The organism is Dyella agri (assembly GCF_044904705.1).
In the GTDB taxonomy this organism is placed as follows: Bacteria; Pseudomonadota; Gammaproteobacteria; order Xanthomonadales; family Rhodanobacteraceae; genus Rhodanobacter_A; species Rhodanobacter_A agri.
Genome location: NZ_JADIKL010000001.1, coordinates 75,010 through 99,216 on the forward strand (window position 1 = coordinate 75,010; position 24,207 = coordinate 99,216).

The window sequence follows — 24,207 nt, forward strand, 5'->3', positions numbered from 1 at the left end:
GTCACGCTACACTTGGGCGCTTTCCCGGTGCGATCAAACGTTCGCGCCCTCCAGCGCCAACGTGTCCATGCCCGCTCCGATCCCGCATCCCCCACTTCCGACCACTCCGAAACAGCGCCGTTACTGGACGCCGCCGCACGGCTCGTCGCGTGCCTTGCTACTGGCCGAAGCGGCGCGCTCGCATGAAGGCCTGCTGGTCGCGGTGACGCGCGACACCCAGCGCGCCTCGGCGCTGGAGGACGAACTGCGCATTTTCGCGGGCGACCTGCCGGTGCTGCACTTTCCCGACTGGGAAACCCTGCCCTACGACGTATTCAGCCCGCACCCGGAGATCGTCTCGCAGCGCATCGCCACGCTGTATCGCCTGCCCGGCGTGAAGCGCGGCGTGCTGGTGGTGCCGGTGGCCACGCTGATGCAGCGCATAGCACCGCGTTCGCACATCACCGGATCCGGGCTGATGGTGGCGAAGGGGCAGAAGTTCGACCTTGCCGCCGAGCAGCGCCGGCTGGAAGCCGCCGGCTACCGCAACGTGCCGCAGGTGGCCGAACCCGGCGACTTCGCCGTGCGCGGCGCGCTGATCGACATCTATCCGATGGGTGTGGACCAGCCCTACCGCATCGAGCTGTTCGACGACGAGGTCGACTCCATCCGCAGCTTCGATCCGGAAACGCAGCGCTCCGCGCAGACCGTGGAGCGGGTTGAGCTGCTGCCCGCGCGCGAATTCCCGCTCACCGAAAACGCGGCGAAGGATTTCCGCCATGCGCTGCGCGAGCGCTTCCCGATCGACGTGCGCCGCTGCCCGCTGTACCAGGACATGAAGGAAGGCGTGACGCCGGGCGGCATCGAGTACTACCTGCCGCTGTTTTTCCCGCAGACCTCGACCTTGTTCGACTACCTCGCCGACGACGCACTGTTCGTGCTGGGCGAAGGCGCGGGCGAGGCCAGCGAGGCCTTCCATGCCCAGACCGCCGAACGCTACGACCAGCGCGCCCACGACATCGAGCGTCCGGTGCTGCCGCCGGCCGAGCTGTATCTGTCGCCCGAGCAATTGCGCGAACAGTTGAACAAGCGCCTGCGCGTGGAGGTCGTCGAAAGCGGCCACGCGCATGCGGTCGACGCCGGCACCCAGCCAGCGCCGGAACTGCCGCTCAACCGCAAGGGCGAGGAACCGGGCACCTCGCTGCGCCACTTCCTGGAGAACTACCCCGGCCGCGTGCTGGTCGCCGCCGATTCGGCGGGACGTCGCGAGGCACTGTTGGAAACGCTGGCAGGTGCGGGCCTGAAGCCCGGCAACATCGATGGCTGGCCCGCCTTCCTCGCCGTTCCCGCGGCCGCTGACGCATCGCGTTTCGCCATCACCATCGCGCCGCTGGAGCAGGGCTTCGCACTCAAGCAGCCCGCCATCACCGTGCTCACCGAACGCGAGTTGTTCGGCGAGCGTGTGCGTACCGAACGGCGCAGGCGCCGCGGCGCGGCGCGCGATCCCGACGCGATCATCCGCGACCTGACCGAGCTTTCCGTCGGCTCGCCCATCGTGCACGTGGACCACGGCGTGGGCCGCTACCAGGGCTTGCTGTCGATGGAGCTGGGCGGCATGGAGGGCGAGTTCCTCGTCATCGAATACGCCAAGGGCGACAAGCTCTATGTGCCGGTGGCGCAGCTCGGCCTGGTCAGCCGCTACTCCGGCACCGCGCCGGAACTGGCGCCGCTGCACTCGCTGGGCGGCGACGCCTGGGAGCGCGCACGCAAGAAGGCCGCCGAGAAGGTACGCGACGTGGCGGCGGAACTGCTGGGTATCTACGCGCAACGCGAAGCGCGCGGCGGCGAATCGCTGTCCATCGACCGCCAGTTGGTGGAGGAATTCGGCGCCAGCTTCCCGTTCGAGGAAACGCCGGACCAGGAGCAGGCCATCGACGCCGTGCTGCGCGACCTCGCCGCGCCGCGCGCGATGGACCGCGTGATCTGCGGCGACGTCGGCTTCGGCAAGACCGAAGTGGCCTTGCGCGCCGCCTTCGCCGCCGCCACCGCCGGCAAGCAGGTCGCCGTGCTGGTGCCCACCACCCTGCTCGCGCAGCAGCACTACCGCAACTTTGCCGACCGGTTTGCCGACTGGCCGGTGAAGGTGGACGTGCTCTCTCGCTTCAAGTCCGCCAAGGAAGTGAACGAGGCGCTGAAGCGGCTGGCCGACGGCCACATCGATGTGATCGTGGGCACGCACAAGCTGTTGCAGCCGGATATCAAGTTCAAGAACCTCGGCCTGGTCGTGGTCGACGAGGAGCAACGCTTCGGCGTGCGCCAGAAGGAGCAGCTGAAGAAGCTGCGCGCCGAGGTGGACCTGCTCACCATGACCGCCACGCCGATCCCGCGCACGCTGAACATGGCGATGAGCGGGCTGCGCGACCTCTCGCTGATCACCACGCCGCCCGCGCACCGCATGGCCGTGCGCACCTTCATCTCGGCGTGGGACCCGGCCACCATCCGCGAGGCGTTCCAGCGCGAGCTGCAACGCGGCGGCCAGGTGTATTTCCTGCACAACGAGGTGGAGAGCATCGAGCGCACCGCGCGCGAGCTGGAGGAGTTGATTCCCGACGCGCGCATCGGCATCGCTCACGGCCAGATGGCCGAACGCGAACTGGAACGGGTGATGGCGGACTTCCATCGCCAGCGCTTCAACGTGCTGGTGTGCACCACCATCATCGAAACCGGCATCGACATCCCGACGGCCAACACCATCATCATCCATCGCGCCGACCGTTTCGGCCTGGCGCAGCTGCACCAGCTGCGCGGCCGCGTGGGCCGTTCGCACCACCGCGCTTATGCCTACCTGATCGTGCCCGACCGCAAGGCGATTACCGCCGACGCGGAGAAGCGCCTCGAAGCGCTGGCCTCGCTGGAAGAACTCGGCGCCGGCTTCACCCTCGCCACGCACGACCTGGAAATCCGCGGCGCCGGCGAACTGCTGGGCGACGAACAATCCGGCCAGATCCAGGAGATCGGCTTCGGCCTCTACACCGAACTGCTCGACCGCGCCGTGCGCGCGCTGAAGAGCGGCAAGGTGCCCGATTTCGACCTTTCCTCCGAGCACGAGACCGAAGTCGAGCTGCACCTGCCCGCGCTGATCCCCGACGATTACCTGCCCGACGTGCATACGCGCCTGACGCTGTACAAGCGCATCGCCAGCGCACGCAATGACGATGCGCTACGCGACCTGCAGGTGGAGATGATCGACCGCTTCGGCCTGCTGCCCGAGCCGACCAAGACCTTGTTCGCGCTATCCGGCCTCAAGCTGATGGCCACGCCGCTGGGCATCCGCAAGCTGGATTTCGGCGCCAACGGCGGACGCATTACCTTCCGCGACAAGCCGGAAGTCGATCCCATGGCGATCATCAAACTGATCCAGAAGCTGCCGCGCGTATACAAGCTGGACGGCCAGGACAAGCTGCGCATCACCCTCGACCTGCCCGGCGCCAGCGAACGCATCCGCAGCGCGCAGGAGGTACTGGTGCTGCTGGGCGCACGGCGGCCAGGCTGATCGCGCCCATCGCCGGCGTTCATCCGCGACACGCACCATGCGGACCATCACCTCTACGTCCGCCGCGCATGCACGCCGGGGCAAGCCTCGATCCTTCCGCCTCCGAGCATAGGCACTGGCCTGGAGTCATCGCATAGGTTATGTCTTCGCTTCCGGGGAAACCGTCACGCCCCTGCTCGCGCACATCACAAACTCCCGCCGAGGTTTGCATGACAAACAGAACGGCTTCATGTTGCTGCGGACAGCTTCGCATCGAGGTACAAGGTGATTCGCTGGGTGCAGGCGTCTGCCACTGCTTTGCGTGCCAGCGGCGCACCGGCAGTGTCTTCGCGACGCTTGCCGCCTACTCCGCCCCCTTTGCAGTTACCGGCACCGCCACGGAATACGTGCGGACGGGCGACCATGGAACGGCGTTCCGCTTCCGGTTTTGCCCCATCTGCGGCAGTACGGTTTTCCACACCGAGGAAGGGAACGACACGTACGTGATGGTGGCAGTCGGCGCCTTTGCCGATCCGGATTTCCCCGCGCCGCAAGACTCCGTCTACGAATGCCGCAAGCACGCATGGGTCCGCTTGCCCGACGGGATCACCCGTTACGCAAAAGACACGGACTGACGCTGCACACCGCATCCACTGCCCGACCGCGGCGTAGATGCGACGCGTCGATCGCGTGGCCGCATCCCATCCGCGTGACAGCTGTCACTGGATCGCCCTGCCGGCACGCCGGGATGATGGGCACATTGGGCATACGGAGCAGGCGCCATGCCGGGCAACACGCAGGGGATCGAAGGTAACCACGCCAACAGCAGGCCGCGCTTCGGCATCGATGCGCCCGGCCTGGTGCTGGGCTTCGCCATCGGCGGCCCGCTGTTGCTGCTCGCCAGCTTGTTCGACGGTTTCGCGCCCGCGCTGTCGCTGACGATGCGCTACACCGGCTCCGTGCTGTGTGCCGAGGCGATCCTGATGACGCTGAGCAGCCTGTACGGCAAGCAGCGGGTGATCCGCCGGATGATCGACAGCTTGCAGTTGCATGGCGGCGAACAGGTGCTGGATGTGGGCTGCGGCCGCGGCCTGCTGCTGCTCGAAGCGGCGCGCCGCCTCCCATGCGGCCGCGCCACCGGCCTCGACCTGTGGAGCACGCGCGACCAGAGCGGCAACGCCGCGGCGGCCACCCAGCACAACGCCGAGCTCGCTGGCGTGGCCGATCGCGTACGCATCGACACCGGCGACATGCGCCACCTGCCTTACGCCGACGCCAGCTTCGACGCCATCGTCTCCAGCCTCGCCATCCACAATCTGCCCACCGAGACCGATCGCGAGCAGGCCGTGCGCGAAATCGCCCGCGTGCTGAAACCCGGCGGACGGGTCGCCCTGCTCGATTTCCGCCACACCGCGCTCTATGCCCAGGTGCTGCGCGAAGCCGGATTGGACGTGCGTCGCTCGTGGCCCGAATTCCGGATGTTTCCATGGGTGTGGATCGTGCGCGGACGCAAACCCTGAAGCAGACGCATGCCCTGAATCAGGAACTGCACGAAAGCATCGAACAGCCTGGCTTGTGGCGCGCCCAATCGGGACGCTTCCGCGCATAGGCCTCGCGATCGGGCTGTTCGTCGTATGGATGGCGCAACACATCGAGCAGCTCGTGGATGCCTGCGCAATCACCTTGCTCCGCGCGCTCGATCGCCTGCTGGGCGAGGTAGTTGCGCAGCACGTAACGCGGGTTGGCGCAACGCATCCGGGCCTGGCGCGCGGCGACGGGCAAGGGATCGTCGGCGAGGCGGGCGGCATAGCGCGCCAGCCAGTCGGCGAAGGCGGTCTCATGCGCATGGCGTTTCGATGCGTCGTAGAAGGCCTCGTACAACGGTTCCAGTGCCGGGCGGGCTGGATCGAAGTCGGCCAGGCCGCGAAACCACAGCGTCATGTCCACCTCGGCTTCCTGCAGCAAGGCCTGCAAGGACTGCATCAATCCGACGTCCTCGTCGCGGCAGGTGGCGAGGCCGAGCTTGGCGGCGATATCGACGCGATCCGACTCGGCGTAGACGGCCGCGTAGCGGTCCAGCCCGGCCTGCAGCGGCGCGATATCGCCGAACAGCGGCGCCAGCGCGGCGGCGAGCCGCGACAGGTTCCACCACGCCACGTTCGGCTGCTGGCCGTAGCGATAGCGGCGGCGTTGCGCATCGGTGGTGTTCGGCGTCCAGTCCGGATCGTAGTCGTCGACCCAACCGTAGGGGCCGTAGTCCAGGGTGAGGCCGAGGATGGACATGTTGTCGGTATTCATCACCCCGTGCACGAACCCCACTCGCATCCACCCGGCGACCATCCGCGCGGTGCGTGCGCAGATGTCGCCGAACCAGTCGCCGTACAAGGTTTCGCCCTGCCCCGCGAGCTGCGGGAAATCGCGGCGGATGGTGAAGTCGACCAGTTGCCGCAACAGCGCGGTATCGCCGCGCGCAGCCGGCAGCTCGAAGTTGCCGAAGCGGATGAAGGACGGCGCCACGCGGCAAACGATGGCACCGGGTTCCGCGCGCGGGTGGCCGTCGTAGAGCAGGTCGCGCACCACCGCCTCGCCGGTACCGACCAGGCACAACGCACGCGTGGTGGGGATGCCCAGGTGATGCATCGCCTCGCTGCACAGGAATTCGCGGATCGAGGAGCGCAGCACCGCGCGCCCGTCCGCGCCGCGCGAATACGGCGTGGGGCCGGCACCCTTGAGTTGCAGTTCCCGGCGCTCGCCACTCGCCGTGATCGCCTCGCCCAGCGAGATCGCGCGGCCATCGCCGAGCTGGCCCGCCCACACTCCGAACTGGTGGCCGCCGTAGTTCGCCGCCCAAGGCTGCATGCCGGGCAGCAGCGCATTGCCGCCAAACACCTGCGCAAAGGCATCGCCGGAGAGATCTCCTGCGTCGAAACCCAGTGCGGCGGCCATCTCCGCCGAATGCGCGAGCAGGCGCGGCGCGACTACCGGCGTGGGCATGACCCGCGAGTAGCAGGCGCCAGGCACCTCGCGTGGACCGGGTGCATCGGAAGGGTCGCCCGGAAGCTCGCGGAGGAAGCTGTTGTCGAAATGCAGCGAAGGCATGGGGCGATGGTAGCTCGCGGCGCCCCTTGCCTCGAAGCTAGAGCTCGTTCATGGAAGTCTGGAACGTGCTTCCCGCAGTTTCCAGCCTCGCCAAGGCCGGCCACCGGCCGGCCTTGGCTCGCGGGTCCACGGAGCCCGCGACAACCTGTTACTTGGGCTTGCGGAAGCGGTAGATGAACTGGTCGGTGTGGCCGCGTATCGACTTGTCGAACACTTTGTTGGTGTGCGGGTCGGCCGGGTTGTGCAGCGCATTGCTTTCGCCGTCGAACACGAAACCGGCAGCTTCCACTTCCTTCTTCACCACCGCCGGGTCGATGCGATGCAAGGTGTCGGTGTCGGCCAGGCCCGAACCGGCCGGCGCCACGTGATCGATCACCACGAACACGCCGCCGGGCTTGAGCGCGTCATAGACCGCCTTGTCGAACTTCGCCATGTCCACCGGGCCCATGAACGCGTCGTGGTAGTCGTGGTAGTTCTGCGCCGTGAAAACCACGTCGACCTTGGCCGGCACGCTGAGCTGGGCACCCGGCTGCTTGAGCAGGCTGACGTTGGCGTAGTGCGGCGTGGCCACCAGCTTCTGCCAATTCGCGTAGTCCTCGACCGAATACTTCCCCATCTCGTCCGGCCACACCGTATAGACATGGCCTTTCGGCCCCACGATGGCGCTGAACACCCGCGTCCAGTAGCCGCTGGCGGGTACCAGCTCCAGCACCTTCCCACCCGGCTTCACCTCGGCGAAGCTCATCACCGCGGCGATCTGGCGACGGGCGTCGTCCTTCGCATCGGCGGCGCGGGCTGGGTCGTTGACCGCAGCGGTGACATAGGCGGGAACGGAATGACTGCCGGACTGGGCAGCGGGCGCGGCCAACGCAGCAGCGGGAAGGGTAAACACGAGCAACGCGGCAAGAACGGTCGGGCGCATGACGAACTCCGTGTTCAGCGAAGGGACGCCGATTGTGCACCCGATCGCCGCGTACCGCGCCCATGACGGATGACGCATGCCGTCCTCAACCTGGGGGCAACACCCAGCTCGCCAGCATCCGGTAGTCGCCCTGCCCAGGATGGCTCTCCAACAGCGCCAACTCCCGTACTGGCCAATGCACCGGGGTCACCGCCGCTGCCGGCAACACCGCGCGGCCATAGCCCAGCGTGACGTGCGGCACGAAGCGTTCGTCCAGTGCCAGCCCAGGCAGTTCCTGCAGCAGAAGGTCATGCCATCGCTGCCACAGTTGCTGCAGCGCCTCGGGCGCGCTGCCACCGCAGAGCACGCGCGGCGGACGGCGTCCATGGAAGCTGCGCACGCGGTCCAGCGTCCAGTCGAAAGCCGCAACGTGCAGGCCGCCGGCCAGCCGCTCCACCGCCGCGGCCAGATCGGGCCGCGCCGCGGGATACTCGCCGAGGAAGTGCAAAGTGGCGTGGTAGCGCCGCGGATTCACCGGGCGCAGGCCGGCATCCTGCGGGATCCCGGCCTCGGCCGCAGTCCGCGACAGCGACTCGCGCGTCTCCTCGTCAGGCAGCAACGCAAGAAATAAGCGGCAAATGCCCTTCAGCCCCATGGACGAATCACTCATGCTGCACCGCATGATGATGCACCTCAAGGTTTTCGCAGCCACATCATCGCGCCAGAAAGCCATTTCAGCGCACATAGCGCGAACTTCCCGACCACCCGACGCACCATAATTGCGCGACGCAATACGTGAACCAGCACACACATGGTCGCAAGTAATTGTGCAGGCGGTGTGAATGCCGCTAAAGTACCCACGCCGGTCGCACAGGGGCGACCGAGGGGTAAAGCATGTATATGCCGCTGACCCGCTCCACAGTGGAAAGTGGAGTACGCAGGGTCGCAGGGATGCTCGCTGGAAAGACCAACGTGTCACCCATACCGAAGCCTTCGCCGGTGGAGATTCCCCCGCTGGTGTCCTGGCTGTCGGAAACACACTCGCGCCGCGCCGACGAAGATGCGCGACGCGCTCAGATGTGCGACATCGGCTGACCAGCCGGACATACCGTCATCGTACCGGCGTCGCCGGCAAGGATTGCGCCGTCAGCAGTGCGCGGATCGCGCGCAGCCTGCTCTTGAGTTGCGCCGCGTCGGCCGGACCCAGGCGCAACATCAGCTTCTGCCCCACCGACAGCGACTCCAGCGCAGGATCGACGTAGAGGTAACGCCCCTGCACCCGTTGCAGCGCGGGTGGCTGCGCCGGCATGGGTGCGGCCAGCATGTCGTCGATCGCCGCGATCAGCCGGTCGTTGAAATAGCCCTTGGGGTAGCCGAGCTCGCGGTATGCCTGTTGGAACAGCGGGTAGCTGTGCACGTACCACGCCACCAGCGCCTGTGAATCGGCGTGTTGCACGATGGCCATATAGGGCGCATAGCGTTCGGCGTTGCGCGCGTCGGCAGCAAGGATGCCCTGGGTCTCGCCGACCTGGAACGCGCCGCGCGGCGTATGCAGCGGCAGGATGAAACTGCTGCCCAGTGCATGCCGCGGCAGCGCATCGACAGTGGCGACGATGCGGCCCACGACTTGCTGCGGCAGCAGCAAGTCCTTCAGCCCACCTCCGGCCAGCGCGTCGAGCGCCGAACTCACGCTGGTATCGCTGTCGTCCAGCGCGGGCAGTGGCGCAGTGGAGGCCGGGGCCGGCACTGCGGCCTGCGCGATCGGATGCTGGATGCTCGCCGCCGGGGCCACCACTGCGGCGCTCGCGGCAGCGGCCACGGTAGCTGCCGGGGCCGGTCCGGCGCTTCCGCTCGACTGCGTGGCGCGCCAGCCCACATAACCAGCTACCGCGGCGATGACCGCCACGGCGATGATCGCCGGCACCCAGCCGCCGCTGCCCGATTTGCGCCTGTTTGCCACCACCCACCTCCACGCCTTTCGCTTCAGTGAGAGTTCGACTCGCGTGCCGTCGAATCGTTCAGTGCGCAGCAGCGGCGCTCACACCTTCAAGCGATAGCCGGTCTTGAAGATCCACCATACCGCGACCAGGCACAGCGCGAGGAAGACCAGGGTGGCGGCCAGACTGACGCCCACGCCCACATCGGCGAGACCATAGAAACTCCAGCGGAAACCGCTGATCAGGTACACCACCGGGTTGAACAGCGTCACCTTCTGCCAGAACGACGGCAACATGTGGATGGAGTAGAAACTGCCGCCGAGGAAGGTCAGCGGGGTGATCACCATCAGCGGTATCACCTGCAGCTTCTCGAAGTTGTCCGCCCAGATACCGATGATGAAACCGAACAGGCTGAAGGTGATCGTGGTGAGCAGCAGGAAGGTCACCATCACCAGTGGATGCGCGATGGAATAATCCACGAAGACGCGCGCCGTGGCCATGATGATCAAGCCCACGACGACCGCCTTGGTGGCCGCCGCCCCCACGTAGCCCAGCACGATTTCCAGGAACGAGAGCGGCGCGGAGTGCACCTCGTAGATGGTTCCCACGAACTTCGGGAAGTAGATGCCGAAGGAGGCGTTGGACACGCTCTGCATCAGCAATGACAGCATCACCAGGCCGGGAATGATGAAAGCTGCATAGCTGACCCCGTCCACGCTGGTGATGCGCGAGCCGATCGCCGAGCCGAACACCACGAAGTACAGGGACGTGGACACCACCGGCGACGCCACGCTCTGCATCAGCGTGCGCCCGGTGCGCGCCATTTCGAAACGGTAGATCGCGCGGATGCCGTACCAGTTCATGCGCCCTCCTTCACGAGCTGCAGGAAGATCTGCTCCAGTGTGTCCTGTCGCGTGCTGAGGTCGCGGAAACGTATGCCTGCCGCGGCCAGGTCAGCCAGCAAACCGGTGATGCCAGTGCGCTCGCCCTGAGTGTCGTAGTTGTAGACCAGTTCGTTGCCGCCGGCGGCCAGCTCCAGATGGTGGGACGCCAATGCGCCGGGTACCGCATCCAGCGGATCGTGCAGTTGCAGCCGCAGCTGCTTGCGGCCCAGCTTGTGCATCAGCGCGGCCTTTTCCTCCACCACGATCAGTTCGCCCTTGTTGATCACACCCACCCGATCGGCCATCTCCTCGGCCTCCTCGATGTAGTGCGTGGTGAGCACGATGGTGACCCCGCTCTCGCGCAGCCGCCGCACCATCGCCCACATGTCGCGGCGCAGCTCCACGTCCACGCCCGCACTGGGCTCGTCGAGGAACAGCAGTTGCGGCTCGTGCGACAACGCCTTGGCGATCATCACGCGCCGCTTCATGCCGCCGGAAAGCATCAGTATCTTGTTGTCGCGCTTGTCCCACAGCGACAGCTCTTTCAGCAGCCGCTCGATGTACGCGTCATCCGGCGCCTTGCCGAACAGGCCACGGCTGAAACGCACCGTGTTCCACACCGTCTCGAAGGCGTCGGTCTTCAACTCCTGCGGCACCAGGCCGATCAGCGAGCGGGTGGCGCGCCAGTCGTGCACGATGTCGTGGCCGTCGACCGTGATGCTGCCGGCGCCGAGATTGACGATGCCGCAGATGATGCTGATCAGCGTGGTCTTGCCCGCGCCATTGGGGCCGAGCAGCGCGAAGATCTCGCCGCGGCGGATTTCCAGATCGATGCGCTTCAGCGCCTGGAAGCCCCCCGGATACACCTTGTCCACTCCGCGCGCGACGAGGATGTCGTCGGTCACCACCTGTGCCACTGCATTCATGCCCGCCTCCCGTGATTCGCCGCTTGCCGATGCATCTGCCTCAAGCCTGCTCCGCCACCGCACCGCCGATGGCGGGCTCGTCGTCGCGCCGCAACGTAACCCGCGCCAGCACGAAGGCAATCAACGCGCAGGCAGCGATCCCGCCCACCATCGGCAAGGCGGTACCGTTGAGGAAACGCCCCACCACCGCGATCACTGCCGCGCCGGTGACGAATTGCATGGTACCCATCAGCGCCGAGGCGGTGCCGGCGATCGGGCCGTGACGGTCCAACGCCAGCACGGCCGTGGTGGGGATCACCAGGCCCAGGAAACCATAGCCCACGAACAACAGCGCCATCAGCAGGTCCAGCCGGTCCATGCCCGCGGCGGTCAACACCAGCAGCGCCAGCATGGTCGCGGCGTAGCCGACCACCGCAGTGCGTACCACCCGGCGCAGGCCGTAGCGGCCGCCCAGCCAGCCGGTGAACTGCGCCGCGCCGATGAAGGACACCGCGTTCACCGAAAAAGCCAGGCTGTACTGGGTGGGCGTGAGTCCGTAGTGCTCGATCAGCACGAAGGAGGAGTTGGCCAGATAAGTGAAGAAGCTGGACACCCCGAACGCGCCGATCAACACCAGCCCCAGGAAATGGCGGTCGCGCAGCAGGGTGCGGTAGGACAACAGCGCCGAGCGCAGGCTGCTCTCCATCCGTTGCGCCTTGGTGCGCGTCTCTTTCAGCACGAAGTTCGCCAGCAACAGGCCTAGTACCGCCGCGCCGGACACCACCCAGAAGATGCCGCGCCAGCTCGCCAGCCGGATCACCAGACTGCCGGTCAACGGCGCCAGGATCGGCGACACGCTGAACACCAGCATCAGCAGCGCCATCAGCTTCGCCGCCGCGGTACCGGTGTGCATGTCGCGCACGATGGCGCGCGGTATCACCATGCCGGCGCAGGCGCCCAGCCCTTGCACGAAGCGGGCGGCGATCAGGGTATGGATGTCCGGCGCCAGCGCGCAGCCGATGCTCGCCACCGCAAACAGGCACAGCCCGAAATAGATCGGCGGCTTGCGCCCCAGCATGTCCGATACCGGCCCGTAGATCACCTGCCCCGCCGCGATGGCCGCGAAGAACGCCATCAGACTCATCTGCGCCGCGTCCACGCCGGTATGCAGGCTGCGCTGGATGCTCGGCAGCGCGGGCAGGTACATGTCGATGGCGAACGGGCCGATGGCCGAGAGCAGGCCGAGCACCAGCGCCGCTCCGAACAGACGGGACGTCATGGCAAAACCTCGATGAAGATGCAGGGACGGGGCCGCAAGCGCCCTGTGGTCGACGCGCCATCGCGCGCCTGGCTGGGAGGGCTGGCAATATTAAACCAATGGGTTCTGAAATCAACCCGCCGCATGCAAGACATTCTTGACGCGGGCGCAGGAATGAACGGCCATGCTGCTGGAACCGCCACGGCCGCCCGGCACTCCCCGCTCGCCGCACTCCGTCGCAGGCAATCCATCATGCAACCATAAAGTTGCATATATTCCGGGACACGCTTAGCATGCAACCTCAAGGTTGCCTTTCTCATCGGCGGAGGACTCCATGAACACGCACGCAAGCACCGACCGCATCGAGCGGCAGATCCTTTTGCAGGCACCGCGTAACAAGGTCTGGCATGCCCTGGTCGACGCCGAGAGTTTCGGCGACTGGTTCGGCGTGAACCTCAAGGGCGAGCGCTTCATCGCGGGCGAAACCGCGCGCGGCCACATCACCTACCCCGGCTACGAGCACCTGGTGTGCGAGATGCAGATCGAGCGGATCGAGCCCGAGCGCCGCTTCTCGTACCGCTGGCATCCCTACGCCGTCGATCCCGCGGCCGACTACACGCAGGAGCCGACCACGCTGGTGGAGTTCGAACTCGAGGATGCCGCCGACGGCATCCTGCTCCGCCTTGTCGAATCCGGCTTCGATCGCATCCCGCTGGAGCGCCGCGCCGAGGCGTATCGCATGAACAGCGGCGGCTGGGACGAACAGATGCAGAACATCCGCAACTACCTCGCCAAACGCTGAGCGCGCCATGTCGAAAAATGCCGCCTGGCAGAAGAGCGCACCCGTATTCGCCGCGCTCGGCGATCCGACGCGCTTGCGCCTGCTCGCCACGCTGTGTGCCGGCGGTGCGTTGTCGATCGCGCAACTTACCGCGGGCACCGCGATCACCCGCCAGGCCGTCACCAAGCACCTGCAGATGCTGGCCGGCGCCGGGCTGGTGCGCGACAGCTGGCAGGGACGCCAGCGGCTGTGGGAGCTGGAGCCGTCGCGGCTCGACGAGGCGCGCCGCGCGCTGGATGCGATCGCGGCGCAGTGGGACCAGGCGCTGGCGCGCCTGAAACGCCACGTCGAGAACTGAGACGGGATGCGACAGCTCACGCCGCGTTGTCGCAATTCCCCATCACCTGGCGCAGCTCGCACTCGATCTCCCACTCGTCGCCGTGCACATCCAGAAAACGGCGAACCAGCGCCAGCGCCTCGTCGATCGAGTCCGCCTGCAGCATCGCGTAGCCGCCGATGACCTCCTTGGCTTCGGTGAACGGGCCGTCGGTCACCGTCTGCCGGCCGCGCGACAAGCGCACGAGCTTGCCCTCCGCGGTGGGCCGCAGGCCGGCGGTATCCAGCAGCGAGCCGGCCGCCGTCATCTCGACCATCAGCTTGCCCATGTCTTCCATCAGCTGCGCACTGGGTTTCTGGCCGGCGCGCTCATTGATCCGGATCATCGAAAGGAATCGCATCTTGTCTCTCCTGTGGGTAGCGACGCCGCGTCATGCGGCGCCCAAGCGGGCGACGAACGGCGTCGCAGCGGATCGACAAATGCGCAGGCATGCCTGCGGCAAGGCCTGTCATAGCCGAGATACCGGCTGACATCGATGCACGCGATCACGGCCGTACATATCGCGTCGAAGCCCGCGGCGGCCAGTCGGTCCGCCCAGCGTTCGCCTGCCTCGAAGTCGATCGGCACGAAGCAAAGCCAGCCGGGTTCAGCCATGCCCAACCCGGCCAGGCAACTGCGCTTCCACGCCTGCGTGCCGGGCGGGTCGATCTCGAACAATGCCAGGTGCGAGGCCAACCCCGGCCGGTGCCGGGCGAAACCGTCCAGCCCGGCAAAAGGTAAATTCACTTGACATGATGTAAATAATATCTAACATGACGTCCACTACAGCGAACTCAGGAGGGGGACCCATGTCATCGCTCGAGAAACGCGCCTGGCTGGCCTTGTGGAGCCAGTGCCCGCCCTATGTCGTCTATTTCCTGATCCAGGCGGAGTGCCCCATGTGGCTGACCACCTTCCTGGAACGCATTGCCTGCCTCGCGGCCGTCGCCAGCGTGCACGCCATCGCCTACCTGGTCGGGCTGATGCTGCTGAAGCGGAAGGAGCGCGGCGAGGAACTGCTGCTGGACGAACGCGACCGCGCCATCGACGCACGCGCCACCCGCGTCGCCTACTTCGTGATGCTGACCGGCATGATCGTGGTCGGCGTGGTGATGCCCTTCAGCGATACCGGCTGGAAAATCACCAACACCGCCCTGTTCGCCATCGTGCTGGCCGAAACGGTGCGTTACGTGCTGATCGTGGTCAGCTATCGCAGGATGCCGCGCCTTGCCCACTGAAGCGCTGACCAACGAGGTGCGCCTGCTGCGTTTCCTGGCGCAGGACATGACCCAGGCCGAACTGGGCCAGCGCGTAGGCCTCACCCGCCAGACCATCGCCGTGATCGAACAGGGGCGCTATTCGCCGTCGCTGGAAATGGCGTTCCGCATCGCCGACGTATTCGGCAAGCGGCTGGACGAGGTGTTCCACTGGAACCCCGGCGGCACTGCCCCCGAGCAGGGGCGATAACACCATTTCACGTCGTGCTAGCCTCGCGCGGCCGGGCGTACACCAACCGCCGGACGCCCCGACCGGCCACGCCCAGCAGGAGATCGCCATGTCGCGCTACGCCATCGTGTTTGGCCTCGTTTCCCTCGCCGCCTGCCTGCCGGCGAGCCTGCACGCCCAGTCCGGGATGAACAGCATCGTTGCTGGCGTGACGGCGCTCGACAAGAGTTTCGACGCCGCCGACCGGAACCATGACGGCAAGCTCAGCAAGGCCGAGGCGCAGGCCGGCTCCGTCGCCTTCATCGCCACGCATTTCGATGCGATCGACGCCCATCACACCGGCTTCGTGACCAAGGCGGAAGTGCACGCCTACATCGCGCACATGCTGATGCACTCGCAGCCGGCGCCGGCTGCGTCGGCCGGCGAATCGCACTAACCGCCAACCGGACCGCACTCGCCCGGCGTTGGCCGGAACGAAGACGGTGGCACTCCCGGCATGCGCGCGATCCGATACGCGCGCACCGCTGGATCGGGCCTTACTTCCGTGCCGCGATGATCTGGTCGAGGTAGTCGGGCGTGCCGGCGATCCGTTCCAGATGCGGATATTGCAGGCCGCCGTGGTAGTCCACCGATACGGTCTGCAGGTTGCCCTGGTATTTCAGCAACAGGCGGATCGGCGCCTTGCCGGCCTTGGCGGCAACGATCGCCTCCTTCAGCGCCTCGCTCGCATACGCCTGCCCGTTCACCGCCACGACGGTGGCGCCGGTGCTGACGCCGGCCTTGAACGCGGGGCCGTTCCAGCGCACGTCGTTGATCGCGCCGTCCTCGGCGAGGGTCAGGCCGATCGACCAGGCGAAGTTGTACATGTGGCGCGAGGACTCCGGCCGGCTGTCGTACTGCTTCTCGTAGGCGCTGGGCTGGTCGGTGTAGACCAGCTTCCAGCCCGAGGCGGCGAGCCCGTCCTGCAGCGGCGGATCCAGCGCGTCGGCGCGCGCCTTGAGGAAACCGGCCCAGTCGTATTTCGCCACGCCGCCCAGCGCCGCGACCACGTCGTCGAAGGCATAGGGCTTCGTCACATAGCTGCCGTCGTCGACGCCGAAGAAGGCCTGCGCGAAATCGTCCAGCGACTTCTTGCCACCGGTCAGTTCACGCAGCTTGGCGTCCACCGCCAGCCACAGCATCTGGCCGCCCGAGTAGTAGTCCTCGCTCATCTGCCAGCTGCGGTACGGCAGCGCCGAACGGTGCGCGGCGGTGGCGTCGCTGGTGGTGTCCTCCAGCGAGCGCCACTGGAAGCCGGGACGGTTGCGGTCGTAGTTGGCCGCCGTCATGGCCAGCGCATCGCGGAACTGTTCGGGCGTCCACAGGCCGGCGCGCGCGGTGAGCACGAATCCCCAGTACTGGGTCTGGCCCTCGTACACCCACAGCAGCGAATCGCCCATCGGCACGTTGAAGTTCGGCGTCGCGAGGTCGGCCGGACGGCGGAACTTGCCGTTCCACGAGTGCACGTATTCGTGCGCGAGCAGATCGCGGTTCGGCGCGTCGTCGGCCCAGGCGGTGAAGTAGTCCGCGCCCATGCCGTCCTCGCTGGACTGGTGGTGCTCCAAGCCGTTGCCGGCCAGCTGGTCGGACAGCGAGAACAGGAAGTCGTAGTGGTCGTAATGGTGCGAGCCGAACAGCTTCACCGCCTGGCTCACCAGCGCGCGATGCAGTTTCAGCTGCTCCGGCGTCATCTCCAGGTACTTCGGCGCGTCGGCCACGATGTCGAGGTGCACCGGCGCCTTGCCGCCGGGATTGAGATCCACGCGCTTGAAGTACCGGCCCGCATACATCGGCGAATCGACCAGGTTGTTGTAGCTCACCGGCTTGAAGATGGTGTCGCCGCCCGACTGCGAGGTTTTCTCCAGTGCGCTGCCGAACTGCCAGCCCTGCGGCAGCGTCACGCTCGGCGCAAAAGTGATGCCGCGGGTGTAGTGGCCGGCCGGATACAGCGACAGCTTGTCCCACTCCAGCATCAGCATGCGGTCGGTCATCTCGTAGCCGTCGCTGCGCGGCGACAGGTACTGGAAATCCGCGTCGATGCTGGTGGCGCCCGCGGGCACGTCGAGGTGGAAGGCATACACGTCGTATTTGTCGCGCGTCCAGCGGATCGGCTTGCCGTTCGCGCTGATCGCAAGGCCGGCCAGCATGGCGACGGGGCCGCTGGGCGAATGGTTGCCGGGAATCCATTCCGGATACAGCAGGGTCAGCGGACCCGGCTGCACGGGAATCGTTTCATGCACCCGGAAGATGCCCTGCCGCGTATCGCTGGCGTCGACGTGGATCGCGATGGTGCCCGGATACGGCGCGTCCTGCGGCGCCGGCACCTGCGTGCTGCGCGACACCTGGGCGGAAGCGGCACCTGCGGCAAGCGCCAGCATCACGGCCAGGGCGATGCGGCGATGGGCGCGTTGCGGACGCACGGGCGAAGCAAGGGACATGGCGGTACCTGCGGGCGGCTCGGAGGGATTCCTCCAACTTAGCACCAGCGGCGCGCTGCGCGAGGGTGACGAACGGCACTGTGCGACCATCAGCCATTGCCTTGATCGAGGAACCCGCCATGATCCCAAGCCACCAGCCCCAAGACGTCGCCCGCTTCTGGCGCGAAGCCGGCCCCGGCAAGTGGTTCGACAAGGACGAGGCGTTCGATCGCGACTTCACCACGCGCTTCCTCGACACCCACATGGCCGCCGCGCGTCGCGAACTCGACCATTGGCTGGACGAAGCCGAAGGCGCGCTGGCGCTGCTGATCCTGCTCGACCAGTTGCCGCGCAATGCCTTCCGCGGCACGGCGCATATGTTCGCCACCGATCCGCTGGCGCTGTCCTTCGCGCGGCAAACCGTGGCGCGCGGCCACGACCGCGCCGTGGAACCGGCGCTGCGCGTGTTCTTCTACCTGCCGTTCGAACACAGCGAGGCCTTGGCCGACCAGGATCGTTCGGTCGCGCTGTGCGAGGGCCTGGACAACTACGCCAGATACGCCCGCATCCACCGCGATGTGATCGTCCGCTTCGGCCGCTTCCCGCACCGCAACGCCGTGCTCGGCCGCGAGACCACGGGCGAAGAGCAAGCGTTTCTGGATGCTGGCGGCTTTGCCGGCTGAGCCGCCAGCCAGCCATCCTGCTGCAGTTTCAGAGAAACGCCGGCTTGTCGCCTTCTGTGCCCGGCTTGTCCACACCGAGATTCTCGCCGACCCGCCGCCCAGGCGAGCGAACAATCTCCACGACCAGCGCCGCGACGCTCTTGCGCGACACCTCCGTGCCCTTGAACAACGCGCTCCTCGGCGTCGTCTCGTAGTCCACTTCGTCTGCGTCGGTGAGCCAGGCTGGCCGCAGGATCGTGTAATCCAGGTCCGAGGCTTCGAGCATGTCCGCGGCCCGGCGATACGGCCCCAGGTAGGGGCCGATCTCGCGCCGGTTCCATTCGCCGAACCTGCCCGGCACTTCGTCGTAAATGCCCAGCGATGCAACGTAGACGATCCGCTTGACGCCAGCAGCCTGCATCGCCGCGACGATGCGCTTCATCTGCCCGTCGAGTTCACCGGCAAGATTGACGTAGACCAGGTCTTGCCCCGCCATGGCGGCATCGAGCCTGTGCCGGTCGAGCACGTCGCCCTCGACGATGTGCGCGTTGCCCGGCACCTGTCCGCGCAGCTTGCGCGCATGGCGCAGGAACAACGTGAGTTGCACGTCGGCGTCATCCGCCAGCATCCGGATCACCCAGTGGGCGATCTGCCCGCCGGCGCCCAGTACCAGTACCTTGATCCGCTGTTTCATCGCCGCTTCTCCCGCCTCGCATCGCGCCTTACAGTTTCGCCCTGAAGAAAGGCGCAAGCTGGGATACCGCCTCGTCCACGTACCTGGGCACGTCGTACAGGCTCATGTGGTTCGCCCCCTCGACGACGTGGAAATGCTTGTCCCTGCTCGCCGCGCGCCGGTAGAGGTCATCGCTCATCCATTTACTGCCCGCCACGCTGCCCGCGATGACCAGCAGCGGCTGGGTCAGGAACGCCTCGGCCTTGTTGAAGGCGTCGTAGGCGATGATCTGGTTGAGGCTGCGCGCCGTCGCCCAGCCCGGCGCGGTCGGGTATTCGCAGCGCGGCGTGTGGTAGTACTCCCAGGCCTCCTCCAGCTCCTTGTTGGGTGCATCTTCCTTGCGCAACGGCGCCAGCGGGATCTGCACGATCGCCGCACCATTGGCCTCGGCGGTGCGTGCCTGCGAGCCGCCCTGCAGCGCAGGAATCGCGTCGGCGTCCTTGATGTCGTTGTTCCAGCCGTTGCGGAACATCGCGCCGATGTTCACCGCGCTGACCGTACCCACCGCCTTGACGCGACGGTCGTTGATCGCGGCATTGGCCGCATAGCCGCCGCCCGCGCAGATGCCCATGGCGCCGATCCTGTCCTCGTCGACGTACGGCAGCGTGGTCAGGTAATCGACCACCGCGCTGACATCCTCGGTGCGCACATAGGGATTTTCCAGCTGGCGCGGCTCGCCGGTGCTCTCGCCCTGGTAGGAGGCATCGAAGGCGATGGTAACCAGGCCGGCTTCCGCGAGCTTGCGCGTATACAGGCCGGCCGTCTGCTCCTTCACGCCGCCGCCGGGGTGGGCCACGACGACGGCAGCGTATTTCCCGCCCTCGTCGAAACCCTCCGGGAAATGGATGACGGCAGACAGCACGATGCCGGTGCCGTTGCTGTTTCTGATGCTGATCTTGTCCATGGTTGGATCCTCGGAATGTCTGTCAAAGATTCGCCTTGAAGAACGGCACCACTTTTTCCAGTGCCTTGCCGACCGGGCCCGGCTGATCGTACAGCTCGTAGTGCGAGGTGTTTTCCAGCACGACGATGTGCTTGTCCTTCGACGCGGCGCGGCCGTAGATCTCCTGGCCGTCGCGATAGGCGCCGAACCCGCCGGGCCTGTCGCCGACAACCACCATCAACGGCTGGGTCAGCAGCACTTCGGCCAGATGGAAGGCGTCCCAGCCGACCGATACCGCCCGGTGCGAGAAAACCGCGCTTGTCTCGCCATGCGGCTTCACGCAGCGGTTGCGGTAGTAATCCGCCGCCCCCAGCACGTCGATGTCGGTGATGCCGGCCTGCTTCGCGCCTTCGACCGAGGCCGGCACGAAGACGTCGACCTGCACCTGTGCGCCACGCGCTTCGGCAGTGCGCTGCTTCGCCATCGCTTCCAGCGCGGCAATCGGGTCGTAGTTGGTGAAGCCTTCGCGACTGAGGCGGCCGAAGTTGACGCCCGTGATGCTGGCCACCGCCTTGAACCGGCGCTCGGTCATGCTGGCATTGATCGCATAACCGCCGCCGCCGCAGATGCCGAGCACGCCAATGCGCTCCTCGTCGACATAGGACAAGGTCACCAGGTAATCGACGACATGGCGGAAATCCTCCACGGTCAGCGTCGGATCTTCGATCCGCCGCGGCTCGCCGCCGCTGTCGCCCTGGAAGCTGCGATCGAAGGCGATGACGACGAAGCCCTCCTGCGCCAACGCTGCGCCGTAGACGTTGCCGGAGGACTGCTCCTTGCAACTGCCGATCGGATGCGCGCTGACGATCGCCGGATACCGCTTGTTCTCGTCGAAGCCGGGCGGGAAATGGATATCGGCGGCGATATCCCAGTACATGTCGCGGTTGCGGATGGTCACGGTCTTCATGGGCATCGCCTCGTTGCAATGGATGGGCATTTCGCATCTCCGTGGCGGAGCACCAGCGGATCCGGGGAAAGATGCTAGGCCTGTCATTGGTCGATTAGAAGCACACAAACTTGACCACAGTGGTAAGCATGAATTACCAATAGCGAATGGACCCTTCCCTGCTCCCATCGCTAGCCTGGTTCGCCCACATCGCTCACCACCGCAGCTTCACCAAGGCCGCGGCGGAAATGGGCGTGTCGCGGCCGGCCTTGTCGCAGAACCTCAAGGCCCTGGAAAAACAGCTGGGCGTGAAGCTGCTCTACCGCACCACGCGGGACATGTCGCTCACCGAGCATGGGCAACGCTTGTTCGAAGCGATCCGCCCATCGCTGGGCTCCATCGAACGGGCGGTGCGCAACCTCGGCGAGATGCGCGACGAGCCAGCGGGCCTGCTGCGCGTGAATACCTCGCGCCCGGCGGCGAAGATGCTGCTGGAGCCGCGCCTGGCGGAGTTCCTGGAGCGTTACCCGCAGCTCCGGCTGGAACTGGTGATGGACGACGGCATCGCCAACATCATCGCCGACGGCTGCGATGCGGGGATCCGTCTGGGCGAAAGCCTGGCTGCGCACATGGTGGCGGTACCGATCACGCCCATGCTGGAGATGGCCGTGGTGGGTTCGCCCGATTACTTCCGGCGCCGCGGCAAGCCCGCCACGCCTGCCGACCTCGTGCGGCACAACTGCCTGTGCTACCGGCAGTCTTCCAGTGGCGCTATCTACGGTTGGGAATTCACGTCGCCGAACGTCGACGGCCACGACTTCGTGGTGGAGCCCACCGGCAGCTACGTCACCAACGACGACGAGGGCACGATCCGCGCCGCGTTGCAGGGCGTGGGACTGATCCAGCACATGGAATTCGTGGTGCGCCCGCAGCTCGACGACGGCAGCCTGGTGCGCGTGCTGGCACGCTGGTGCCAGCCCTTTCCCGGCTTCTACCTGTACGTGCCGTCGCGCGAGCAGATGCCCGCGAAAGTGCGGGCGCTGATGGATTTCCTGGTCGAGAAACGCGAATTGCTGCGCACGCGGCCGCGCCGGCGCTGACCGCTCGCCGGCACCGCGCGCGGCACCGGCGTCACGCCAGCTTGCGCGCCGCCGCTACCACGTCCGCCTCGCCCGGCAGCACCAGGAAGGCCGCGCCGGCCAGCGGGGTGAAGGTGTCCGCACCCACCACGCGTTCCAGCGGCGTGGCACCATGGCCCGCCTCCACGATGGCGGTGATCACGCCCTCGCCTACGCCGGCGCTCTTGCGGCCTTCGTCCAGCACGATGATGCGCTTGGCGCCCTTCGCCTGCGCGGCGATGAAGGCGTCGTTGAGCGGCGCCAGCCAGCGCAAGTCGACCACGCGCACCTTCCAGCCCAGTTCCTGCTCGATGGTGCGCGCGGCGCGCAGCGCCATAGTCACGCCGTTGCCGAAGGTGAACACGACGAGATCCTCGGCCTTCTCGTTGTAGACGCGGCCTTCGCCCAGCGTCATCGCCTCGCCCGGCGCGGGATAGGCGAACTGCCATTGCCCGTCGCCGGCCTCGTACAAGTCCTTGGTCATGTACAGCGCGATCGGTTCGAGGAAGGCGCAGACGCGGCCATCCACCTTGGCCAGCGCGGTGAGCGTGCGCAGCATGGTCGCCGCGTCGTCGCCGCGCGAAGGGCAACCGACTACGAGACCCGGGATATCGCGCAGCGCGGCGATCGAGTTGTCGTTGTGGAAGTGGCCACCGAAACCGCGCTGGTAGCCCAGCGAGGCCACGCGCATCACCAGCGGGTTGCGGTACTGGTCGTTGGAGAAGAACTGCAGGCTGGCCGCCTCGCCGCGGATCTGGTCGGCCGCGTTGTGGAAGTAGGCGAGATACTGGATCTCCGGGATCGGCAGCATGCCCATGTTGGCGTAACCCTGGGCCAGGCCGAGGATGATGGTCTCGTCAAGCAAGGTGTTGAACACGCGCGTGTTCTTGAACGCCTTGTGCAAGCCCTTGGTCACCGTGTACACGCCGCCCTTCTGCGCCACGTCCTCGCCGAACAGCAACGATTCGGGGTACTTGGCCATGACGTCGTGCAGGGCCTGGCCAATCTGGATGGCCAGGTGCCGCGGCGGCTGGTTCTCGGGCAGCTTGTCCTCGCTGCCGAAGGCCTTGATGCGCGCGTCGGCGTAATCGGCGCGCTCGGCTTCGGCCTTCACCGCAGCAGGCGTGTACGGCGCCAGCGGCTTCATCACGTCGTCGAGGCGTTCCAGCTTCGGACGACGGTCGGCCTCCTCGGCGGCGGCGAAGCAGCGCTTGCGGATGGCCCCGTTGAGTTCCAGCAGCGCATCCTTGGTGTACAACCCGGACTCCAGCGCGATCGCCGCCGAACGCAGCAGCGGGTCGGTCGCCTCCACGGCCACCAGCTCCTCGATGCTGCGCCACTCGATCTCGAAGTCGGTGCCCGCGTGGCCCATGATGCGGGTGGTGCGCAGATGCAGGAAGGTCGGGCGGCGCGTGCTGCGGCAATGCTCCACCGCGCGCTGCACCTGGGCGTAGCCTTCGGCGAGGTCGAGGCCGTCGGCGTAGAAATAATCGAGGTTGGCGCGCGCCTGGAAGTTGCTGGCGACCCAGCCGGTGGGCGTCTTCACCGAAATGCCGATGCCGTTGTCCTCGCACACGAACAGCACGGGCGCAGGCAGCTTCTGGTAGGCCGTCCACGCCGCCGCGTTGAACGCGGTCTGCGCGGTGGCGTGATTGCTGGAGGCATCGCCGAACGAGCAGATCGCGATGGAATCGTCCGGCACCGGCAGCGTGTGGCCGATGCGGCGCGCGTGGTCGATGGCCACCGCGGTGCCCAGCGCCTTGGGCAGGTGCGAGGCGATGGTCGAGGTCTGCGGCAGCACCCACAACGGCCTGGAACCCCACACCTTGTGGCGGCCGCCCGACGCCGGGTCTTCCTTGCTGGCCGCGAAGGACAGCGCCGAATCCATCACCGGGTCCATGCCCGGCAGCTTGCGGAAGCGCTCGGCCATGAAGCCGCCGGAGCGGTAGTGCAGGAAGGACGGATCGGTATGGCGGGTGAGCCGCGCCACCATCGCATTGCCTTCGTGGCCGGACGAACCGATGGTGTAGAACACCTTGTTCTGCACGCGCAGCACGCGCGCCATCAGGTCGAGGTGGCGCGAGATCAGCTGCGATTCCAGCAGCTCGCGGAAACCTCGCGCATCCAGCGCGCTGCCCGGCAGCACCGGCGCGTCGTCGCGCGGCGCGGCGCGCACTTCGCCTTGCCAGCCGCCGACGAACTCGGTGAAGTTCTGGTCGACGATCTCGGCGCGGTTGAAACCCTTGTGGCGGGCGGCGATGGGAGCTGGCGTGGTGGTCATGGCGATGTCGTGTCGGTTCGGGAGAGCGGC

Annotated in this window: 24 protein-coding genes; 10 read left to right on the forward strand and 14 right to left on the reverse strand. The window is 66.7% G+C overall.

Going from position 1 to position 24,207, the window contains the following annotated elements:
• The first annotated feature begins 67 nt into the window (after positions 1 to 67).
• From mfd to ISP14_RS00350, 3 genes are all read left to right on the forward strand, one after another.
• Positions 68 to 3,532, forward strand: a complete 3,465-nt coding sequence (mfd, locus tag ISP14_RS00340; RefSeq protein WP_404534991.1) for a transcription-repair coupling factor — start codon at positions 68 to 70, stop codon at positions 3,530 to 3,532.
• A 209-nt stretch (positions 3,533 to 3,741) separates the two neighbouring features.
• Positions 3,742 to 4,146: a GFA family protein gene (locus ISP14_RS00345; protein WP_404534993.1), complete on the forward strand. Its 405-nt coding sequence runs from the start codon at positions 3,742 to 3,744 to the stop codon at positions 4,144 to 4,146.
• 147 nt (positions 4,147 to 4,293) lie between these two features.
• On the forward strand, positions 4,294 to 5,031 hold the full coding sequence (locus ISP14_RS00350) for a class I SAM-dependent methyltransferase (RefSeq protein ID WP_404534995.1): 738 nt from the start codon (positions 4,294 to 4,296) through the stop codon (positions 5,029 to 5,031).
• A gap of 19 nt (positions 5,032 to 5,050) precedes the next feature.
• On the opposite strand, the gene ISP14_RS00355 is transcribed toward ISP14_RS00350, so the two are convergent.
• The 7 genes from ISP14_RS00355 to ISP14_RS00385 form a co-directional block, all read right to left on the reverse strand.
• The gene (locus ISP14_RS00355) at positions 5,051 to 6,610 is read right to left on the reverse strand and encodes a protein adenylyltransferase SelO (RefSeq protein ID WP_404534997.1); all 1,560 of its coding nucleotides are present in this window, start codon (positions 6,608 to 6,610) and stop codon (positions 5,051 to 5,053) included.
• A gap of 148 nt (positions 6,611 to 6,758) precedes the next feature.
• Entirely contained in the window at positions 6,759 to 7,532 is a 774-nt protein-coding gene (locus tag ISP14_RS00360) for a class I SAM-dependent methyltransferase (RefSeq protein ID WP_404534999.1), read from the reverse strand.
• An 85-nt stretch (positions 7,533 to 7,617) separates the two neighbouring features.
• Complete coding sequence (gene thpR / locus ISP14_RS00365) at positions 7,618 to 8,181, reverse strand: RNA 2',3'-cyclic phosphodiesterase (protein ID WP_404535001.1); 564 nt, start codon at positions 8,179 to 8,181, stop codon at positions 7,618 to 7,620.
• A 441-nt stretch (positions 8,182 to 8,622) separates the two neighbouring features.
• Complete coding sequence (locus tag ISP14_RS00370) at positions 8,623 to 9,471, reverse strand: DUF3014 domain-containing protein (RefSeq protein ID WP_404535003.1); 849 nt, start codon at positions 9,469 to 9,471, stop codon at positions 8,623 to 8,625.
• Between the two features lie 78 nt (positions 9,472 to 9,549).
• The gene (locus tag ISP14_RS00375) at positions 9,550 to 10,311 is read right to left on the reverse strand and encodes an ABC transporter permease (RefSeq protein ID WP_404535005.1); all 762 of its coding nucleotides are present in this window, start codon (positions 10,309 to 10,311) and stop codon (positions 9,550 to 9,552) included.
• Positions 10,308 to 11,258 (reverse strand): ABC transporter ATP-binding protein, encoded by a 951-nt coding sequence (locus tag ISP14_RS00380; RefSeq protein WP_404535008.1) that lies wholly within the window; start codon positions 11,256 to 11,258, stop codon positions 10,308 to 10,310. The genes ISP14_RS00375 and ISP14_RS00380 overlap by 4 nt, the downstream gene beginning before the upstream one ends.
• A gap of 40 nt (positions 11,259 to 11,298) precedes the next feature.
• A complete protein-coding gene (locus ISP14_RS00385) occupies positions 11,299 to 12,516 on the reverse strand; it encodes a multidrug effflux MFS transporter (RefSeq protein WP_404535011.1) in 1,218 nt (405 codons plus the stop codon).
• A 313-nt stretch (positions 12,517 to 12,829) separates the two neighbouring features.
• Between ISP14_RS00385 and ISP14_RS00390 the strand changes: the two genes are divergently transcribed.
• Both ISP14_RS00390 and ISP14_RS00395 read left to right on the forward strand, forming a co-directional pair.
• Complete coding sequence (locus ISP14_RS00390) at positions 12,830 to 13,297, forward strand: SRPBCC family protein (RefSeq protein ID WP_404535013.1); 468 nt, start codon at positions 12,830 to 12,832, stop codon at positions 13,295 to 13,297.
• Between the two features lie 7 nt (positions 13,298 to 13,304).
• Positions 13,305 to 13,634 (forward strand): ArsR/SmtB family transcription factor, encoded by a 330-nt coding sequence (locus ISP14_RS00395; protein ID WP_404535015.1) that lies wholly within the window; start codon positions 13,305 to 13,307, stop codon positions 13,632 to 13,634.
• A gap of 16 nt (positions 13,635 to 13,650) precedes the next feature.
• Here ISP14_RS00395 and ISP14_RS00400 read toward each other — a convergent pair whose 3' ends face one another.
• Together ISP14_RS00400 and ISP14_RS00405 are read right to left on the reverse strand one after the other, a co-directional pair.
• Positions 13,651 to 14,013 carry a YciI family protein gene (locus tag ISP14_RS00400; protein WP_404535017.1) on the reverse strand — a complete coding sequence of 121 codons (363 nt, stop codon included), beginning with the start codon at positions 14,011 to 14,013 and terminating at the stop codon, positions 13,651 to 13,653.
• Entirely contained in the window at positions 13,995 to 14,399 is a 405-nt protein-coding gene (locus ISP14_RS00405; protein WP_404535019.1) for a class I SAM-dependent methyltransferase, read from the reverse strand. The genes ISP14_RS00400 and ISP14_RS00405 overlap by 19 nt, the downstream gene beginning before the upstream one ends.
• Before the next feature lie 62 nt (positions 14,400 to 14,461).
• Here ISP14_RS00405 and ISP14_RS00410 point away from each other — a divergent pair, with 62 nt between their 5' ends.
• From ISP14_RS00410 to ISP14_RS00420, 3 genes are all read left to right on the forward strand, one after another.
• Positions 14,462 to 14,890 (forward strand): DUF2178 domain-containing protein, encoded by a 429-nt coding sequence (locus tag ISP14_RS00410; RefSeq protein WP_404535021.1) that lies wholly within the window; start codon positions 14,462 to 14,464, stop codon positions 14,888 to 14,890.
• Positions 14,880 to 15,119, forward strand: a complete 240-nt coding sequence (locus ISP14_RS00415) for a helix-turn-helix transcriptional regulator (protein WP_404535022.1) — start codon at positions 14,880 to 14,882, stop codon at positions 15,117 to 15,119. The genes ISP14_RS00410 and ISP14_RS00415 overlap by 11 nt, the downstream gene beginning before the upstream one ends.
• 88 nt (positions 15,120 to 15,207) lie before the next feature.
• Complete coding sequence (locus tag ISP14_RS00420; protein WP_404535024.1) at positions 15,208 to 15,534, forward strand: EF-hand domain-containing protein; 327 nt, start codon at positions 15,208 to 15,210, stop codon at positions 15,532 to 15,534.
• 100 nt (positions 15,535 to 15,634) lie between these two features.
• Here the strand turns inward: ISP14_RS00420 and ISP14_RS00425 are convergent, their stop codons facing one another.
• Positions 15,635 to 17,575: a M61 family metallopeptidase gene (locus ISP14_RS00425; protein WP_404535026.1), complete on the reverse strand. Its 1,941-nt coding sequence runs from the start codon at positions 17,573 to 17,575 to the stop codon at positions 15,635 to 15,637.
• Between the two features lie 119 nt (positions 17,576 to 17,694).
• Here ISP14_RS00425 and ISP14_RS00430 point away from each other — a divergent pair, with 119 nt between their 5' ends.
• Positions 17,695 to 18,237, forward strand: coding sequence for a DUF924 family protein (locus ISP14_RS00430; protein WP_404535028.1), 543 nt, complete (start codon positions 17,695 to 17,697; stop codon positions 18,235 to 18,237).
• A gap of 28 nt (positions 18,238 to 18,265) precedes the next feature.
• Here ISP14_RS00430 and ISP14_RS00435 read toward each other — a convergent pair whose 3' ends face one another.
• From ISP14_RS00435 to ISP14_RS00445, 3 genes are read right to left on the reverse strand one after another with little or no spacing between them, the layout of a single operon-like run.
• On the reverse strand, positions 18,266 to 18,910 hold the full coding sequence (locus ISP14_RS00435) for an SDR family oxidoreductase (protein ID WP_404535031.1): 645 nt from the start codon (positions 18,908 to 18,910) through the stop codon (positions 18,266 to 18,268).
• A 28-nt stretch (positions 18,911 to 18,938) separates the two neighbouring features.
• On the reverse strand, positions 18,939 to 19,853 hold the full coding sequence (locus ISP14_RS00440) for an alpha/beta hydrolase (protein WP_404535033.1): 915 nt from the start codon (positions 19,851 to 19,853) through the stop codon (positions 18,939 to 18,941).
• Between the two features lie 22 nt (positions 19,854 to 19,875).
• Positions 19,876 to 20,799: an alpha/beta hydrolase gene (locus ISP14_RS00445; protein ID WP_404535035.1), complete on the reverse strand. Its 924-nt coding sequence runs from the start codon at positions 20,797 to 20,799 to the stop codon at positions 19,876 to 19,878.
• A 146-nt stretch (positions 20,800 to 20,945) separates the two neighbouring features.
• Here ISP14_RS00445 and ISP14_RS00450 point away from each other — a divergent pair, with 146 nt between their 5' ends.
• A complete protein-coding gene (locus ISP14_RS00450) occupies positions 20,946 to 21,878 on the forward strand; it encodes a LysR substrate-binding domain-containing protein (protein WP_404535037.1) in 933 nt (310 codons plus the stop codon).
• A gap of 31 nt (positions 21,879 to 21,909) precedes the next feature.
• On the opposite strand, the gene ISP14_RS00455 is transcribed toward ISP14_RS00450, so the two are convergent.
• Positions 21,910 to 24,177 (reverse strand): thiamine pyrophosphate-dependent enzyme, encoded by a 2,268-nt coding sequence (locus tag ISP14_RS00455; RefSeq protein WP_404535039.1) that lies wholly within the window; start codon positions 24,175 to 24,177, stop codon positions 21,910 to 21,912.
• Positions 24,178 to 24,207 lie beyond the last annotated feature (30 nt).